The 16,388-nt window shown below is 55.2% G+C and carries 17 protein-coding genes; 9 read left to right on the forward strand and 8 right to left on the reverse strand.

The window, feature by feature from the left end; genetic code table 11:
* Positions 1-14 precede the first annotated feature (14 nt).
* The 3 genes from queC to queE are packed head-to-tail and all read left to right on the forward strand — an operon-like array spanning position 15 to position 1,827.
* Entirely contained in the window at positions 15-725 is a 711-nt protein-coding gene (gene queC, locus ACQZ51_RS13620) for a 7-cyano-7-deazaguanine synthase QueC (RefSeq protein WP_448777951.1), read from the forward strand.
* On the forward strand, positions 725-1,093 hold the full coding sequence (queD, locus tag ACQZ51_RS13625; RefSeq protein WP_448777953.1) for a 6-carboxytetrahydropterin synthase QueD: 369 nt from the start codon (positions 725-727) through the stop codon (positions 1,091-1,093). The genes queC and queD overlap by 1 nt, the downstream gene beginning before the upstream one ends.
* Positions 1,090-1,827 (forward strand): 7-carboxy-7-deazaguanine synthase QueE, encoded by a 738-nt coding sequence (queE, locus tag ACQZ51_RS13630; protein ID WP_448777955.1) that lies wholly within the window; start codon positions 1,090-1,092, stop codon positions 1,825-1,827. The genes queD and queE overlap by 4 nt, the downstream gene beginning before the upstream one ends.
* A gap of 6 nt (positions 1,828-1,833) precedes the next feature.
* On the opposite strand, the gene ACQZ51_RS13635 is transcribed toward queE, so the two are convergent.
* Both ACQZ51_RS13635 and ACQZ51_RS13640 read right to left on the reverse strand, forming a co-directional pair.
* A complete protein-coding gene (locus ACQZ51_RS13635) occupies positions 1,834-2,067 on the reverse strand; it encodes a sulfurtransferase TusA family protein (protein WP_448777956.1) in 234 nt (77 codons plus the stop codon).
* A complete protein-coding gene (locus tag ACQZ51_RS13640) occupies positions 2,064-3,368 on the reverse strand; it encodes a L,D-transpeptidase family protein (protein WP_448777957.1) in 1,305 nt (434 codons plus the stop codon). Before ACQZ51_RS13640 ends, ACQZ51_RS13635 begins: the two co-directional genes overlap by 4 nt.
* A gap of 244 nt (positions 3,369-3,612) precedes the next feature.
* On the opposite strand from ACQZ51_RS13640, the gene ACQZ51_RS13645 reads away from it, so the two are divergent.
* Positions 3,613-5,073 carry a phospholipase D-like domain-containing protein gene (locus ACQZ51_RS13645; RefSeq protein ID WP_448777958.1) on the forward strand — a complete coding sequence of 487 codons (1,461 nt, stop codon included), beginning with the start codon at positions 3,613-3,615 and terminating at the stop codon, positions 5,071-5,073.
* A gap of 78 nt (positions 5,074-5,151) precedes the next feature.
* Positions 5,152-5,991 (forward strand): endonuclease/exonuclease/phosphatase family protein, encoded by an 840-nt coding sequence (locus ACQZ51_RS13650; RefSeq protein ID WP_448777960.1) that lies wholly within the window; start codon positions 5,152-5,154, stop codon positions 5,989-5,991.
* A gap of 37 nt (positions 5,992-6,028) precedes the next feature.
* Here ACQZ51_RS13650 and ACQZ51_RS13655 read toward each other — a convergent pair whose 3' ends face one another.
* The 6 genes from ACQZ51_RS13655 to ACQZ51_RS13680 form a co-directional block, all read right to left on the reverse strand.
* Entirely contained in the window at positions 6,029-7,162 is a 1,134-nt protein-coding gene (locus ACQZ51_RS13655; protein ID WP_448777962.1) for a Gfo/Idh/MocA family protein, read from the reverse strand.
* Positions 7,163-7,185: 23 nt separating this feature from the next.
* Positions 7,186-7,947, reverse strand: coding sequence for a sugar phosphate isomerase/epimerase family protein (locus ACQZ51_RS13660; RefSeq protein ID WP_311272672.1), 762 nt, complete (start codon positions 7,945-7,947; stop codon positions 7,186-7,188).
* Positions 7,948-7,995: 48 nt separating this feature from the next.
* Entirely contained in the window at positions 7,996-9,084 is a 1,089-nt protein-coding gene (locus ACQZ51_RS13665) for an ABC transporter ATP-binding protein (protein WP_448777964.1), read from the reverse strand.
* Between the two features lie 5 nt (positions 9,085-9,089).
* Entirely contained in the window at positions 9,090-10,031 is a 942-nt protein-coding gene (locus ACQZ51_RS13670) for a carbohydrate ABC transporter permease (protein WP_448777966.1), read from the reverse strand.
* Positions 10,024-10,926, reverse strand: a complete 903-nt coding sequence (locus tag ACQZ51_RS13675; protein WP_192064786.1) for a carbohydrate ABC transporter permease — start codon at positions 10,924-10,926, stop codon at positions 10,024-10,026. Before ACQZ51_RS13675 ends, ACQZ51_RS13670 begins: the two co-directional genes overlap by 8 nt.
* Before the next feature lie 154 nt (positions 10,927-11,080).
* The gene (locus ACQZ51_RS13680) at positions 11,081-12,316 is read right to left on the reverse strand and encodes an ABC transporter substrate-binding protein (RefSeq protein WP_448777968.1); all 1,236 of its coding nucleotides are present in this window, start codon (positions 12,314-12,316) and stop codon (positions 11,081-11,083) included.
* Positions 12,317-13,175: 859 nt separating this feature from the next.
* On the opposite strand from ACQZ51_RS13680, the gene ACQZ51_RS13685 reads away from it, so the two are divergent.
* From ACQZ51_RS13685 to ACQZ51_RS13700, 4 genes are read left to right on the forward strand one after another with little or no spacing between them, the layout of a single operon-like run.
* The gene (locus tag ACQZ51_RS13685; RefSeq protein WP_448777970.1) at positions 13,176-13,490 is read left to right on the forward strand and encodes an STAS domain-containing protein; all 315 of its coding nucleotides are present in this window, start codon (positions 13,176-13,178) and stop codon (positions 13,488-13,490) included.
* On the forward strand, positions 13,487-13,855 hold the full coding sequence (locus tag ACQZ51_RS13690) for a response regulator (protein ID WP_042616614.1): 369 nt from the start codon (positions 13,487-13,489) through the stop codon (positions 13,853-13,855). Before ACQZ51_RS13685 ends, ACQZ51_RS13690 begins: the two co-directional genes overlap by 4 nt.
* Complete coding sequence (locus tag ACQZ51_RS13695) at positions 13,852-15,843, forward strand: chemotaxis protein CheA (protein WP_448777972.1); 1,992 nt, start codon at positions 13,852-13,854, stop codon at positions 15,841-15,843. Before ACQZ51_RS13690 ends, ACQZ51_RS13695 begins: the two co-directional genes overlap by 4 nt.
* Positions 15,843-16,388 carry a chemotaxis protein CheW gene (locus tag ACQZ51_RS13700; RefSeq protein ID WP_448778332.1) on the forward strand — a complete coding sequence of 182 codons (546 nt, stop codon included), beginning with the start codon at positions 15,843-15,845 and terminating at the stop codon, positions 16,386-16,388. The genes ACQZ51_RS13695 and ACQZ51_RS13700 overlap by 1 nt, the downstream gene beginning before the upstream one ends.

A 16,388-nucleotide genomic window follows, 5' to 3' on the forward strand; every position in this document is an offset into this window, starting at 1 on the left:
AAGGGATCCAAACTATGAAAACCATCGTCATCTGCTCCGGCGGATTGGACTCTGTTTCGCTTGCGCATAAAATCGCCGCGGAACATCAACTGATTGCACTCGTCTCGTTCGATTATGGCCAGCGCCATAAAAAGGAACTGGAGTTTGCAGCGCTCTGCGCACAACGGCTGTCGGTGCCGCACCATATTATCGACATCAGAACCATCGGCGCGCATCTGACAGGTTCGGCTCTGACTGATGATGTCGAGGTTCCGGATGGCCATTACGCCGAGGAAACAATGCGTTCCACCGTCGTGCCCAACCGCAATGCCATCATGCTGACGATTGCCTTTGGACTGGCGGCAGCACAGCTGGCCGATGCCGTGGCCATTGCCGTGCATGGCGGCGACCACTTCATCTACCCCGATTGTCGCCCCGGCTTCATCGACAGTTTCAACGACATGCAGCGCCACGCTTTGGATGGCTACGCAAACGTCAAGCTGTACGCACCTTATGTGGAAGGCTCCAAAGCCGATATCGTCACCGACGGTGCAAAGCACGACACCCCCTTTGGTGAAACATGGTCCTGCTACAAGGGCGGCCTGCGCCATTGCGGACGTTGCGGCACCTGCGTGGAGCGACGCGAGGCTTTTCATCTGGCTGACATTGCCGATCCGACCGACTACGAAGACCCGGAATTCTGGAAGGCCGCGACCAGCGCCTATGCTGCGCAGGAGGTGCGCTGATGTTTCGTATCACCAAGGAATTCCATTTTTCGGCTTCGCATCAGCTCAAGGATCTTCCCCCAGACCACCAGTGCGCGCGCCTGCACGGTCACAATTACATTGTAGAGGTGGAGCTTGCCGGTGAAGATTTGAACGAACATGGCTTCATCCGCGACTATCAGGAACTGTCGCCACTTAAACGCTATATTGACGACCACTTCGACCATCGTCACCTCAATGACGTTTTGCAGAATGACATGGTGACGGCCGAACGCCTGGCCAAGCATTTCTATGATTGGTGCAAGGAGCGTTTGCCAGAAACGAGCGCAGTGCGCGTCAGTGAAACAGCAAAAACCTGGGCAGAATATCGTCCATCGGGCCGTCCATGAGTGCGGCGAAAGACACCACCATTCGCATCAGCGAAATCTTCGGCCCAACCATACAGGGCGAAGGCCCTCTGATTGGGCTTCCGACGGTTTTTGTGCGCACTGGCGGCTGCGATTACCGCTGTTCGTGGTGCGACACGCTTCATGCCGTGGACAGCCAGTATCGCGATGACTGGAAGCCTCTTTTCGTCGACGCGATCTGGCGCGAGGTCACCACTCTTTCCGGCGGCAAGCCGCTGACCATCTCCCTTTCAGGCGGCAATCCTGCCATTCAGCCATTGGCGGACCTGATCGCGAGAGGGCATGGCGAAGGCTATCGTTTTGCGCTGGAAACGCAGGGCAGCATCGCCAAGGAATGGTTCGCCGATCTGGATTATCTCGTGCTGAGCCCCAAACCGCCATCCAGCAACATGCATACGGACTTTGACAAGCTCGAGGACTGCCTTGCAGCAGCAGGCAAAGGTCCGCAGATATCGTTGAAATTCGTGATTTTCGATGATGGAGATTACGCCTATGCGAAAGATGTATCGGCGCGGTATCCCCGTTTGAACGTCTATCTGCAACCGGGCAACCATACGCCGCCGCCACCTGAAGATGATGACGCTCTGGTGGATATCAACGGCATTATGGACCGGATGTTATGGCTGATTGAGAAGGTGAGCAACGACCGTTGGTTTGAAGTTCGGGTGCTGCCGCAACTGCATGTACTGCTGTGGGGCAACCGGCGCGGCGTCTGAGCGGCGTCACGCCTTGCGGATATGAAAGCGGTGGCCGATATCTGTTGGCCCAACCGCGATGAGCACATGGCCGTCTTCCCTGCACATATGCGGGATATCGATGACGGCAAGCTGATCTGTGGTTTCCACCCAGAGCTCCTCCCCTGCTGCCATGGTCGCCAGCTTTTTACGGCTCTTCAAAACAGGAAGGGGGCATTTGAGCCCCCTCAGATCATAGATGTCGGCATCGGAAGACGTCACTGCTTTGACCAGAATTTCCAGAATGGCTTCTTCTGGGCATCATCTGGCTGGGCCGGGGCGGAAAATGCGAGTGGATTGAGGGCCGGAACAGGCACGCTCTGTGGAGCCGCAGCAGACTGGCTTGTAGCGGCAGGCGTGGGCGCTGACGCGACCATGACCGTAGGAGCCACGCGCGCAGTAGGTGCCGCTGGGCGCGCAGTTCCAACTGTCGCTGCCGTGGTTGCGCCTGGGTTTGAAGCAGATGCCATGGCCGTCGCTGCCTGACCGGAAATGCCGCTAGCGGCTTTCTTTTCCATCAGCGCGGCGAATTCAGTTTCCTTCATCAACCGACCAGCCTTCAGGGCAGATCCGGTTGGGGCATAGGCAGGCTCGCGACCCTTGCGCTTGGCAGCAACCACCGCCTTGCGCTCGGCTTCGCTCGGGTCATACCACACCATGCCATCAAGCTTGTTCGTTGCCTTGGTGTAGGCCAACTCATAGGTCTTGGCATAACTTTGAAGCGCGCTGGCGAGTGCCGGTGGCGTGCTCATTTTCGGGCAGGTCGCAGAAGCGTTGAACTGACCGCCCTCAACCTGTTGGTTGAAGACATACTTCTTTTCGCACACATTCACCTCAGGCGGGCGTTTGGTGACTTCGAAGTTGTCATAGCCAACTTTCAACATCTTCCAGAATTCGTAATGCTCGCTTTTGCGATGGCGGGCCATATTTTCCGCCGTCATGCGGAATGGCAAGGCCTGCAACTGCACTGTCTTCTGGCCACCCTTGAAGGCGTCCCGTGCAAAGCCGTAGATCTCGAGCACCTGCGCATCCGTCATGGAATAGCAGCCTGACGAAGAGCAGGCGCCATGGATCATCAGATTGGTACCGTTACGGCCATTGGCCTGATCGTAACGGTTTGGAAATCCGGTGTTGATCGCCAGGTAATAATTGGAGTTCGGGTTGAGATGCCCCGGCGTCAGATTGTAAAAACCTTCGGGCGCCTGGCGGTCGCCTTCCTTGACCTTGGGGCCCAGCTTTCCCGACCACGCGCAAACGTCGTAGGAAGCGATGACCTCAAAACGATTATCGCGGCGGGCTTTCCAAATCTCTAGCTTGCTCTCTTCCTTGACAATACGGATCATGATCGGCGCATTGCGATCCATATTCTTCTTGTCCATTTCAGCGAGAATGGACGGAGAAAGCGGGTAATCTACCTTGTTCTTGACATGGGATACGTCCCGCTCGACTGTTTCGAGCGTTTCGTTACAGCCGACCAGCATGAATGCGGTGCATGTAAGAAGCGCGATATGTCTCAAACGCATGGCGTTTTCACCGATTTTACAGAAGGTTGCACGTTGGTAAAATATTTCAGATTTGAATACAAGTCTGCGGACCTGCCCGCGGATGGTTTTTAGCCCGAAGTTCCCATGCCCCTGCGCATCAAATCTGGCGGTTTATCCTCAAGACCTTCGCCATACATAGCTTACAAACTCTTAACAGATCACTAGCCGATGCCCCTGTAGCGATGCTCCTTGCGGCGGGATCCAACTCGACTATATTCGCTATATGATTGATCTTCTTAACGCTTATTGGCCCCATATACTAGCAACAGCGTCTATCCTCGTAGGGGCGGTTGCGGCCATTCATGCAACGATGACAAAGCAGGAGGTGCGCACAGCTCTGGGCTGGGTTGGCGTTATCGTGCTGTCTCCCTTCATTGGCGCCGCAATCTACGGCATTGCGGGCATAAACCGGATTCGCCGCAGCAACCTTGGGCAGCAACGCTCTTTAATGCATGGCACGATCATGGAGCGTGTTGCGCTTTTCGATGCCGCGGATGATCTGGTCATCGCACGGTTCGGACGCCGCTTCGCTGCCATGAAGAATGTCGGCGACCGCGTTACACGCAACGCGCTGACGACCGGTAACAGCATCAAGCCGCTGCTTTCGGGCGACGAAACCTATGCGGCCATGCTGGACGCCCTGGCAAATGCGAGACGCTCCATCATTCTGGAAACCTATATCTTCGATCAGGACCGAACAGGCGAACGCTTCGTTGAGGCCTTGGCGGATGCTCAACATCGCGGTGTTGAGGTCCGTATTTTGGTGGATGCCGTTGGCGCACGCTATTCCGTTCCCAGCATCATGCGTGGTTTGACAAAGGCAGGCCTCAAGGCCGCTGTCTTCAACGGCAATGTCATCATCGGCTTGCGCTTACCCTATGCGAATCTGCGCACGCACCGAAAAATTCTAGTCGTTGATGGTCGGGTGGCCTTTACCGGCGGCATGAACATTCGGGAAGGCTTCACAGCTGAATTTGCCGGGGACCGCCATTCGCGTGACACGCATTTCAAGGTCACCGGACCGTTGGTTGCAGACCTTTTCACAGTCGCTGCCGAAGACTGGCTTTTCACGACACGCGAAAGACTGGATGGTCCCGTGTGGGACGTTACCCTTCCCGAAGGCAAGCCAGGCTCCCCGGTTCTGGCACGGGTGGTCGCCTCCGGGCCGGATAACAGCATAGAAACCAGCCACAAGATGCTGATGGGCGCCTTCTCGATAGCGCGTTCGTCCATCCGCATCATGTCGCCCTATTTCTTGCCGGACAGAGAACTGATTTCGGCATTAACGACGGCGGCAAGGCGCGGTGTTCAGGTGGATATCATCGTTCCTGCGAACAATAATCTCACACTCGTAGACCACGCCATGACGGCGCAATTCGATCAGATCCTGAAAAGCAATTGCCGCATATGGCGCGCCACGGGCCCGTTCAATCACTCGAAACTCCTCGTCATTGATGATCGTTGGTCATATGTTGGCTCGTCAAATCTTGATCCGCGCTCATTAAGATTGAACTTTGAGGTGGATATCGAAGTTATTGACGAGGGTTTTGCTGGTGCGGTTTCGGAACGCATCAACGAAGCTTTGGAAAACGCCAGGCAGGTCAAGCTCGAAGAATTGCGTGCCAGATCGTTTTTGCTGAGACTTTTCGAGAAGATCCTGTGGCTAGCCTCGCCATATCTATGAGAAACGTGACACGCGGTCGTAAAGCGCGCAAAATTTGATGCAATGGTCGCTTACAAAGTCGGAACTGGGTAATCGTGAATGCAAGACAAAAAGCTGGCGCGTACAAAATCCGAGAGCCTTTCATCTGTTCTGATGACGTCTTTCCGGAACCGCAAGACATTGCCGCCCCCCAGTGAAGCCTCGAAGGCGGAAGGCCATCCCGTTATCGCCTCTTACAACGTCCACAAATGCGTTGGACGAGACCGCAAGTTCGACCCGGACCGTATCTGCCATGTCATTCAGGAAATAGGCGCTGATATCATGGCGCTCCAGGAGGCTGATAGCCGGTTTGGAGAGCGCACGGGTCTGCTGGACCTGGGAAGGCTGGAACGGGAGTGTGGCCTTTCCCCCGTTCCCATCTCGGCAGGTACAAAGGCACATGGCTGGCACGGAAATGTTGTTCTATTCAAGGAAGCTGCCGTTCGCGACGTCCATCCGCTGAAATTACCGGGTCTTGAGCCCCGCGGTGCGCTGGTCGTGGAACTCGACCTTCAACAGGGGGGAACGCTGCGCATTATCGCAGCCCATTTCGGCTTGTTACGACATTCCCGCGCCCAACAGACGAAAGCATTGGTCGAACTGCTGAACACACGTGACGAGCACCCCACCATCTTGCTCGGTGATCTCAACGAATGGCGATTGGGCAATGGTTCGTCGCTCAATACATTTCGCGACGCATTCGGCAGTCTGCCGCCCGCAGTTCCGAGCTTCCCCGCTGGCATGCCTGTGCTGGCGCTGGACCGGATCATCTCCAATCGCGCCGGATTGGTTGATAATGTGACGGCGCATAACAGCGCTCTGTCGCGCATCGCCTCGGATCACTTGCCTTTGAAGGCAACGGTCAGAACCGATATTCTATTGGGACAACAGGCTGGATAGGACGGCGGATGCATTTCCTGCACCCGCCGTCTGTCGTTTATCGCAGCAGAGCCTGCGCCTCTTCGATGCCCAGCGCTGCAGGCTGGGTGCAGGTGGTCGTCAGCTCGATGAAGCGACCTTCTTCGCCGGACTTCAGAATCGATGTCATGACATCAATCCCGTGGAGCGAGCGATCCAGCGAGCAACGCGCATCGCGTCCGTCGATCAGCGCAAGCACCATGTCTGCAAGACCCGCCGTGCGGTAGTTCGCGCGCGCGCCGTGTGGGCTTTCCTGGTTGATGATGCCAAAGGGATGATCCCAGTTTTCCAGCGGCTTGATCTCCTTGTCACGGCCACTCGCCTCTACAACACCACCAAAGAAGTTGGGATCTGGCACGTAAAGGGAGCCCTCCGTGCCGTAAAGCTCCATATTGGCATGGCGGTGCGACCACACATCCCAGCTTGCTGACAGGGTGATTGTCGCACCGTTCACGAACTCCAGCAAAGCATGGATAGTCGTTGGCGTTTCAACCGGAATGACCTGCCCGTTCAAGGGCTGACTGGTCACCGTGCGTGTCGGGTTTGCCATGGAGGTCAAGGCGCCCACACGCTTTACAGGGCCGATAAGGTTGATGAGATTGGCAACATAGTAAGGGCCGAGATCGAGAATGGGGCCGCCGCCTTCAAGGAAGAAGAAGCCGGGATTGGGGTGCCACATTTCCATGCCCGGGCTCATGACATGGCATGTGCCCGATGTGATGCGACCGATGCCGCCTTGGTCGATGTATTGACGCGCCAACTGATGCGCACCGCCCAGAAACGTATCCGGCGCACAACCGACAGCAAGGTTCTTTTCCTTTGCGAGACGGCGCAGCTCCTCGCCCTCCTCCAGTGTCAGCACCAGAGGCTTTTCCGAATAGACGTGCTTACCGGCCTCGAGGATGGATTTCGAAACGGCAAAATGCGCCGCCGGAATGGTGAGGTTGACCACCACATCGATTTCGTCGTTGGCAAGCAGTTCCTCGATGGACTGCGCCTTGACCCCATATTCCTCAGCCCGCAGTTCCGCCGCACTGCGGTTGAGATCGGCACAGGCTAGAACTTTCAGGCCGCGAAATAGCGGTGAGAGCGAAAAATAGGTCGTTGAAATATTGCCGCATCCAATGATGCCGACGCCAAGTTCCTTGGCCATGTCTTGAACTCCAGATTGGTGAATTAATAGGCGTTGAAAGATGTGATGGACCGTGTGATCAGACGGTCGACGTCCTTGGGATTGTCATGCTCGACGACATAATATTTGACGGCCGTTTTCTTGAGCACGTCGACCAACCCCTTCCAGTCCACCGTGCCGTGGCCGACATCGGCCCAACCGTCTTCATCGGTATTTTCGCCCGGCGAAGCGATATCCTTGACGTGGACAGCGGTAATACGACTGGCGTAGCGTTCGATCCACTCCAGAGGATCGGCTTTGCCCCTGATAATCCAGGCAATGTCTGCCTCCCATTCCAGCTCGGGTCCACCAGCGAAAATCTGTTCCTGTGGCGTGGAGCCATCTTCAAGCTTCACGAACTCGAAATCGTGATTGTGCCAACCGAAGGCCAGTCCGGCATCACGGAATGGTTTGGCAGCCTCCTGAAGGCGCTTGCCGAATGCAAGCCAACCCGCAGCATCGCTTGGGCGTTGGTCCGGCATCAGATGAGGGCAATAGATAGCCTTGATACCAAGCGTGCTGGCAATGTTGAGCGCCTTTTCAGGCTCGCTCTCCAGCATATCGATACCAAAATGGCCTGTCGGCATGGTGAGATTATTGGCATCGAGATCGGCACGCAGAGCTTTCAAGCCGGCATCGTCAAGCGAACCATAGATACCGCCGAAGCCTTCAACGTGGGCATATCCTGCCGCTGACAGTTTTTTCAGCACGTCTGAAAGCGGCGGAAAATTGCGGGCACTATAAAGCTGGAAACCAAGTTTCGTCATCTGTCTCTCCTGACATGGGGACTGTGTCTGGTGGAAGGGTGGGTGAATTCAGATGCGGTCTTCGGTCTTCGCATCGAAAAGGGACGCCATGGACATATCAAAGGCAAGCTTGACCTTCGCTCCCGGCGCGTAACGTCTGTGCCCGCCAACCCGCACTGAAAGCGTGTGACCGGCAAGCTTGAGCCATATGAGGTTATCGGCCCCCATAGGCTCCTCAATATCAACCACGGCATCATGAATCTCACCGCCGGTGATATCGCCGTCGACCCGCACGTGCTCCGGGCGAACGCCGAGAACAGCGCCCGTCCCGGGGGTGAGCGAGGTGGAGGCGTCATAACCATCGAGGGTGAAGCTGACGCCATGGGTTTTGAAGACAACCTTGCCGTCCTGCTCTGCAAGCTCCCCATGGAGGAAATTCATCGACGGTGAACCGATGAACCCAGCAACGAACAGGTTTTTAGGCTTATTGTAGATCGAGACAGGATCATCCAGCTGCTGGATGACGCCACTCTTCATGATCGCAATACGATCTGCCAGCGTCAGTGCCTCGATCTGGTCGTGGGTCACATAGATCATCGTATTTTTGAGCGCCTGATGGAGGCGCTTGATTTCCACGCGCAGTTCCGAGCGCAGCTTGGCATCGAGGTTCGACAAAGGCTCATCGAACAGGAACACATCAACGTCGCGAACGAGCGCGCGCCCGATGGCAACACGCTGACGCTGGCCACCGGAAAGCTCCGCCGGTTTGCGCTTCAAAAGAGGCTCGATCTGAAGAATACCTGCCGCGCGCTTGACGCGCTTGTCGATCTCGTCCTTCGGCATTTTGGCAACCTGCAAACCAAAGGACAGGTTCTTTTCCACGGTCATCTGCGGATAAAGCGCATAGGACTGGAACACCATACCGATACCGCGATCCTTTGGCTCTTCCCAGGTAACGTTGCGATCCTTGATGAAAATCTGCCCTTCCGTCGGTTCAAGAAGGCCGGCAATGCAGTTGAGCAATGTCGACTTTCCGCAGCCCGAAGAGCCAAGCAGAACAAGAAACTCCCCTTCATAAATATCGAGATTGAGATCCGACAGCACATTGACGGCACCGAAGGACAGGGACAGTTCGCGAATGGAGACGCTTTTATTCATGAAGCTTAACCTTTGACTGCGCCGGCGGCGATGCCGCGGACAAAAAGTCTGCCTGAAACGAAATAGACGAACAGCGGAACAGCGCCGGTCAGAAGGGTCGCCGCCATATTGACGTTATATTCCTTCACACCCTGAACAGAGTTGACGATATTGTTGAGCTGAACCGTCATCGGATAATATTCCGGTCTGGTGAAAACCACGCCGAACAGGAAGTCATTCCAGATGCCTGTGACTTGCAGGATCATCGCAACGACGAAGATCGGCAGTGACATCGGCGCCATGATGCGAAAATAGATCTGCCAGAAATTCGCGCCATCGATGCGTGCCGCCTTGAACAACTCTTCCGGCAGGCCCGCAAAGTAGTTGCGAAACAGAAGCGTCAGGATCGGCATTCCGAAAATTGTATGGACAATAACCAGACCGGTCAGCGTACCGTAGACGCCCATTTCACGCAGCACGATCACGATCGGGTAAATCATCACCTGATAGGGAATGAACGCCCCGATGATGAGGATGGAGAAGAAGAACTCCGAGCCCTTGAACTTCCAGTTCGCCAAGGCGTAGCCGCTGACCGATGCAATCAGGATCGACACGAATGTAGACGGCACCATGATACGCACAGAATTCCAGAAACCACGCGAAAGCCCATCGCAATTCAGGCCCGTACAGGCATTCGACCACGCCTTGACCCAGGGCTCGAATGTGATTTCGACCGGTGGGGCAAAGATATTGCCCATGCGAATTTCCGGCATCCCCTTCAGAGAGGTGACGATCATCACATAAAGCGGCAACAGGTAATAGATCGCCGCTACGAACAGGCTGCCATAGAGAATGATGTTGCGGCGGGAGATCCGTTTGCGTGGTTTGCGACCGCGCGGCCCTTCAAGTCGAGAGGACACGGCATCAGTTGCGACAGCGACCGTGTTGAGTGTTGAGATGTTAGCCACGCTTGCGCCCTCCAAATTCGAGGTAAGCCCATGGGACAATGATGATTGCCACTGTCAGCAGCATCATGGTGGAGGCCGCAAAGCCCTGCCCCAGGTTTTGCGCCTGAAACATGTAGTCATAAACATATTTTGCCGGCACTTCCGACGCTATGCCCGGGCCACCGCTCGTTTGAGCCACCACAAGATCGTAGACCTTGACGATGCCGCTGGCGATGATGACAAGCGTCGTGATGAAGACGGGCCGCATCATGGGAATGACGATGAGAATATAGGTCTTCCACATGGGAATCCCGTCAACGCGCGAGGCCTTCCAGATATCCTCATCGATACCGCGCAATCCGGCAAGCATGAGGCACATGACGAGGCCGGTGCCCTGCCACAGTGCAGCAATCAGGATGCCGTAAATGACGAGGTTGGGATCATAAAGCGGATCGAACGTGAAGCTTTCCCAGCCCATTGAACGTACGACAGACTGGATGCCGAATTCAGGGTTTAGCAGCCATTGCCAGACAAGGCCGGTGACGATGAATGAAAGGGCAAAGGGATAAAGAAAGATCGTCCGGAATGTATTTTCAAACCGTATTTTCTGATCCATCAGCGCAGCCAGCACAAAGCCTATCACCAGACTGAAGATCAGAGATAGAATGCCGTAGATAGCGAGGTTCTGGATCGAAATAATCCAGCGCGGCGCTGCCCAAAGACGCTCATATTGCTCAATGCCAATGAACGAGGCGCGCGGCAGCAGCTTGGAATTGGTAAAGGAATAAACGACTGTCCAGATCGTTCCTCCCATGAAGATGACCATCGCGGTCAGGATCATGGGTATCGATGCAATCTTTGAATTCAGATTGCGGAATAGCTGGTTTGGACGACCAGAATGGCTTTTGACCGCCATGTCCCACTCCCTATCAAACATAATGGCTGATCGTGCAGCGAACCGCGATGGATTCACGTCCGCAACACATGTCCTCGGAGCGCCATGAGACCAATGTCTCCAGCAGCACATTTAGCCGGCTGGTACATCCAACCGGCTAAAGGCGAGCCTTGTATCAGTCGGCAGAACCGATGATCTCGGCGAAGCGCTTCTGCGCCGCATCCGCGGTCAGGGATGGATTCGCAAAGAATTCGGACATCAAATCCTCCTTCTGCTTTTGCGTATCTGCGGAGATAAGCTGGTCGGTACTCTGCAGAACCTCACCCTTTGCCAGAATGGCAAGGCCCTTCTTCATGCAGTCATTGGCTGTTCCAAGATCGACGTCACCTCTGATCGGAAGCGAACCCTTCTTCAGGTTGAACGCAACCTGGGTCTTGGGATCGACGATCACCTCTGCCAGAACCTCCTGAGCCTTCGATTTCGCTTCATCTTTGAGAAGAGGGAAATAGAAAGCATCGCCATTGGCCGTCAGCAACTCGTTCAGGCCAAGACCGGGAAGGCAGGTATAATCAGTTCCGGCTTTCTGGTTGGCAAGCTGAAACTCACCCTGCGCCCAGTCACCCATGATCTGACCGCCAGCTTTGCCGGTGATGACCATGTTTGTTGCCTGGTTCCAGTCCTGAACATTCGAGCCTATCGTCAGCTTCCGGGCCTCGTCAGCAGCAGCGAAAATCTTCTGCATTTCGGGACCGGCAGCAACCTCGGCGTCTTTGTCCTTGTAGACCTTTTCATAGAGGTCTTTCCCAGCTAGCGAAATCAGTAGCGTGTCGAACAAGCCATTGGCCTGCCACGCCTGACCGCCGAGGGCGAGAGGCTGTATACCCGCCTTTTGCAGGGCTGGCGCCGCCGCAACGAATTCAGTCCAGTTTTTGGGAACCTCTACACCAGCTGTCTTAAACGCGGCGTTGGAAAGCCAAAGCCACTGCCAGGAATGGATATTGACCGGGGCGCAATAAATCTTGCCGTCAATTGTGCAGCTTTCCAGCAGGCTTGCTGGCTTGATGACGTCTTTCCACTTACCTTTCTCGGCAACATCCGTGAGATCGCGCATCAAACCGGATTGCGCAAGTTCTTCGGCCTGGCGTCCGTGGTTGAACTGGGTTGCACCCATCGGATCACCGCCGGTGATACGGCTGATCATGATCGGACGAGCGGTACCGCCAGAGCCGGCAATCGCGCCATCCACCCATTTATTTCCGGTTGCATCGAAAGCCTTGGCAAGTTCTCCCACTGCCGCGGCTTCACCGCCTGACGTCCACCAGTGCGTTACCTCTAGATCTGTAGCCCCTGCGATGGTTGCAGGCACCGTGAAACCGGCCAACAGAGTGGCCAAAATGGCAGTCGTACGCATGAGTCTCCTCCCTCACTGAAACGTTGCCGTAAAAACCTATGCGAAACATTCCGGTTCCGCAACAGCGACTGCAATAAAAAATTAATTTTGATTTTTAATGTTTTTTATCAATACGTTAGACCTAAATTCCCGGGGTCGAGGCACACCAGGCCCGCCGCAAAATTCAAAGTTAAGCAAAAAGGGAGGCCGAAAGAGAGCATTAGAAAGGCAAAGGGTTGGCTAGGACACCAGATATGACCTCAGAGCGGCCTGCAGAGGTATGTTCAAAGTAACAAGAGGAAGAATGAGAACGTTACGCCCCCTGGGTTCTCACTGTCTTTTGAATAAAATGATCAATATATAGTTCAGGTAGTGAACAGTTTATATTCATCATTACAGCTAAGTAATTATGGCAATATGCCTCAGTTCTTAAATCCCTCGACTAATCGCAACCGGTATTAACGCAGCCTTAACCGTTTCGAGGATATCACTAAGCTAATATGATTAGGGAAAACAATCGATAACGACGACATCGTCGAGGTTGTGCCGATCATGACGGGTTGAATGATGTCAACTCTACTTTCACACAATGTATAAACTGGAACATTGTATCGCCTCCGGGCGACTGCGACCCATAGCTGTATCTCACTGCCAACCGAACGCGTGAAAATGTTGTGCTGGCGGAGGGTGGAACTGTGTCTGATTTCGCGAAAGCGGGCTGATCGCCGCTCTGCCCGACCGGGTGTCCGGACAAGAAATTACGCACACCACACGACACGGAAGCTGTCGTCAATCTGGCAGCTCCGACACAGGAAATGGCATGAAATTACTTATGTCGCAGGCCTGAATTGAAGCCAACCGGGGAAGTTAAGGTCTACTGATGACACCAGAACTAATCAATTTACCCTCCCAGCTTTCGGTGCGCAACGCATTGGCTGTGCATGAAAGCCTGCTTGAAGCGCTGCAGATGAACAATGCCGTTACTGTCGACATACCTGAAGATGCCCAAGCCGATTTGAGCTTCATCCAGCTTATCGAAGCATCGCGGCTCTATGCCCGAATTGAGGGCAAATACATCACACTCACGAAACCGGCCTCGCCAGATCTTCTCGAGACGTTACGGCGCGGCGGTTTCCTCACGACTATGGACGAGGCTTCCCGCCTCTTCTGGCTGCACGGAAAGGAAATCCAATGAGCGCCAACATTCTCACCGTCGATGACTCTGCGAGCATCAGGATGACAACGAAAATCGCCCTGTCCAACGCAGGTTATCAGGTGACGGAAGCTGTTGACGGCGCAGATGGCCTCAGCAGGGCCAAAAGCGGCTCATTCGATCTTATCGTCACTGATTTGAACATGCCAAACATGAATGGCCTGGAAATGATCGAGGCGCTACGTCAGTCGCCAGCGCATACAGGCATTCCCATCATCTTTCTGACCACGGAGTCAGACGCTGACATGAAATCCCGCGCGAAATCCGCAGGCGCCACCGGTTGGGTCACGAAGCCATTCGACCCTGAAAACCTCGTCAAAATCGTGAAAAAGGTTCTTGGTAGATGACAATACTGGACCCCATTCAGGTTTTCAGAACAGAGGCAGCAGAACTTTTTGAGCAGATCGAAAACGGTTTGCTCGACCTGCTGCATGATCTGTCCAACCAAGGACAGATCGATGCCGTGTTTCGCGGCCTGCATACTCTTAAGGGGTCCGGTGCCATGTTTGGCTTTGAAGCACTGGCGGCCTTTACCCACCATTGCGAGACCGCCTTCGACCGCGTGCGCAAGGGTGAAGTCCCTGCGAGCAGCGAGCTGATCGCCGCCGTCCTCGAGGCGCAGGATCACATGCGTTGCCTCGTCGACAATCCCGCGAGAGCGCTTCCCGAAACTGGCGATCGTCTGCTTGCAAAATTGCAGGCCGCCGTCGGAACGCATGAAAGCGCAAACGTCCACCATCTCCCCGTCGCGGCGACGCCAAAGGCCGAAGCGCCATCTGTGACCACATGGCAGATAGACCTCAGTTTGCCTGCAAATTCCATGGCAAACGGCACCAATCCTCTGGGTCTTCTGAACGAGTTGGCCGAGCTTGGAGACTGCGTCATCGCCGCCAACACAAGCGCAATCCCAACGCTTGACCATATCGATCCTACCAGTCTTTACGTCTCATGGTCAGTGACACTGACCACCGACCAACCGCGTTCGGCCATTGATGACGTGTTCATCTTTGTCATGGACGACATGGCAATCGACGTCAAAAAGCTTTCTGGCGCACAATCCGGGTCTGCCGAGGTTGTGCCGCCACTTGCACCGGTCGAAGCGGCTGCCAAGGCAAATCCCGCCGCAGTTCAGGCACAGGCAGACAGCAAGCAAAACAAGGGCGCAGAAAACGTCCGTGTTCCGGCTGAACGTCTCGATGAACTGATGGACCGGGTCGGGGAACTGGTGATCGCCCAATCCAGACTTTCGCAGTTGGCCAATTCCAGCGTGGATATTCAACTTCGCTCCGTGTCAGAAGACGTAGAGCGGCTTTCGGGTGAGCTGCGCGACACGATGATGGTGTTGCGCATGGTGCCCATCGCGCAACTCTTCAGCCGCTTCCGCCGCTTGACCCATGATCTGGCACGTGAAACCGGCAAACAGATTGAACTTGTAACGGAAGGTGAAACAACCGAAGTCGACAAGGTCGTGATCGAGCGCTTGGCTGATCCTCTGGTTCATCTCGTTCGCAACTCCTGCGACCACGGGTTGGAAACACCGGAGGAGCGTATTGCGGCAGGCAAAAACCCTGCCGGGCAGGTGACCCTCATTGCACGCCAGACCGGCGGCGATGTTACGATCACCATTCGTGACGATGGTCGCGGCATCGACCGTCAACGGGTTCGCGCAAAGGCAGAGTCTTCTGGCCTCATAGCAGCCGGTGCTACGCTCACCGACCAAGAACTATTGCAGCTGATTTTTGAGCCCGGTTTCTCCACGGCCGCTCAAATCACAAATCTATCGGGTCGTGGCGTTGGCATGGATGTGGTCAAGAAGACCATTGAAGCGCTGCGCGGCACCATCAATGTTACAAGTAATCCAGGCATGGGTTCGGAGATCACGCTCGCAATTCCGCTCACCCTCGCCATCATCGATGGTCTCTTGGTGCGCGTTGGTACCGGCTGCTATGTCATTCCGCTTTCGGCGGTTGAGGAGTGCCTCGAACTATCACAGGAACATGACGTGCAGTCCCGTGGGCGTTCGTTCATCTCGCTGCGCGAAAGCCTTGTGCCGTTCATCCGCTTGCGAGAACTGTTCCAGACGAGCACGAAGCCCGATCAGTTCCAGAAGGTCGTCGTTATCTCGACAGGGTCCGAGCGCGTTGGCCTTGTCGTTGATCAAATCATTGGCGACCATCAGACCGTCATCAAGGCCATGTCGAGACTGCACCATGATGTCGCAACTTTCTCCGGCGCGACAATTCTGGGCGATGGCAGTGTAGCCCTTATTCTCGATGTGTCGCACCTCGTCATAGCCGGGCAGCAGCAGGAGGCGCAGATGCGTATCGCCAGATGATGAACCAGCCTCATTTCCATCCGTCCGATGCTTTGTGGGCAGATCGTGAAGACCTGGAAGTGCTGACGTTCAGCATCGAGGGAGAGACATTCGCGATCGAAGCCGTTCTGGTGCAGGAAATTCTCGACCTGTTGCCGGAAACGGCGGTCCCCGGCAGCATGCCCTTTGTGGCCAGTGTCATCAACTTCCGGGGCAAGGTCATTCCGCTGGCAGATATCCGTCTGGCATTCGGCATGGGTGCTGCGGAAAAGACCATCGACAGCCGCATCATCGTCATCGAGTTGGCGCTGGAAGGTGAACTGACGCTTGTCGGCCTTCGCACGGACAAGGTCTACGAAGTCACGAGCTTCTCACGGTCCGCAAGTGAGCCGCCGCCGAGTGTCGGCATGCGCTGGCGACCGGACTACATTCACTGCCTCATCAAGCGTGGAGCGCAGTTCGTCATCATGCCGAACCTGAATGCGATCTTCACGGCTCCACGTGAGGCGTCAGGCTTTAGAAGCCAATATCGAAACAATGTTATCGAGCTCACGAAGGAATTTTGA

The sequence above is a fragment of the Agrobacterium sp. CG674 genome (assembly GCF_053521645.1).

Excerpts from the sequence above, each read along its gene's own strand:
- queD (WP_448777953.1), top strand. The coding sequence starts at position 725 with ATGTTTCGTATCACCAAGGAATTCCATTTTTCGGCTTCGCATCAGCTC.
- ACQZ51_RS13700 (WP_448778332.1), top strand. The coding sequence starts at position 15,843 with ATGAACCAGCCTCATTTCCATCCGTCCGATGCTTTGTGGGCAGATCGT.
- queC (WP_448777951.1), top strand. The coding sequence starts at position 15 with ATGAAAACCATCGTCATCTGCTCCGGCGGATTGGACTCTGTTTCGCTT.
- ACQZ51_RS13665 (WP_448777964.1), bottom strand. The coding sequence starts at position 9,084 with ATGAATAAAAGCGTCTCCATTCGCGAACTGTCCCTGTCCTTCGGTGCC.
- queE (WP_448777955.1), top strand. The coding sequence starts at position 1,090 with ATGAGTGCGGCGAAAGACACCACCATTCGCATCAGCGAAATCTTCGGC.
- ACQZ51_RS13685 (WP_448777970.1), top strand. The coding sequence starts at position 13,176 with ATGACACCAGAACTAATCAATTTACCCTCCCAGCTTTCGGTGCGCAAC.
- ACQZ51_RS13675 (WP_192064786.1), bottom strand. The coding sequence starts at position 10,926 with ATGGCGGTCAAAAGCCATTCTGGTCGTCCAAACCAGCTATTCCGCAAT.
- ACQZ51_RS13650 (WP_448777960.1), top strand. The coding sequence starts at position 5,152 with ATGCAAGACAAAAAGCTGGCGCGTACAAAATCCGAGAGCCTTTCATCT.
- ACQZ51_RS13680 (WP_448777968.1), bottom strand. The coding sequence starts at position 12,316 with ATGCGTACGACTGCCATTTTGGCCACTCTGTTGGCCGGTTTCACGGTG.
- ACQZ51_RS13640 (WP_448777957.1), bottom strand. The coding sequence starts at position 3,368 with ATGCGTTTGAGACATATCGCGCTTCTTACATGCACCGCATTCATGCTG.
- ACQZ51_RS13690 (WP_042616614.1), top strand. The coding sequence starts at position 13,487 with ATGAGCGCCAACATTCTCACCGTCGATGACTCTGCGAGCATCAGGATG.
- ACQZ51_RS13645 (WP_448777958.1), top strand. The coding sequence starts at position 3,613 with ATGATTGATCTTCTTAACGCTTATTGGCCCCATATACTAGCAACAGCG.
- ACQZ51_RS13695 (WP_448777972.1), top strand. The coding sequence starts at position 13,852 with ATGACAATACTGGACCCCATTCAGGTTTTCAGAACAGAGGCAGCAGAA.
- ACQZ51_RS13660 (WP_311272672.1), bottom strand. The coding sequence starts at position 7,947 with ATGACGAAACTTGGTTTCCAGCTTTATAGTGCCCGCAATTTTCCGCCG.
- ACQZ51_RS13655 (WP_448777962.1), bottom strand. The coding sequence starts at position 7,162 with ATGGCCAAGGAACTTGGCGTCGGCATCATTGGATGCGGCAATATTTCA.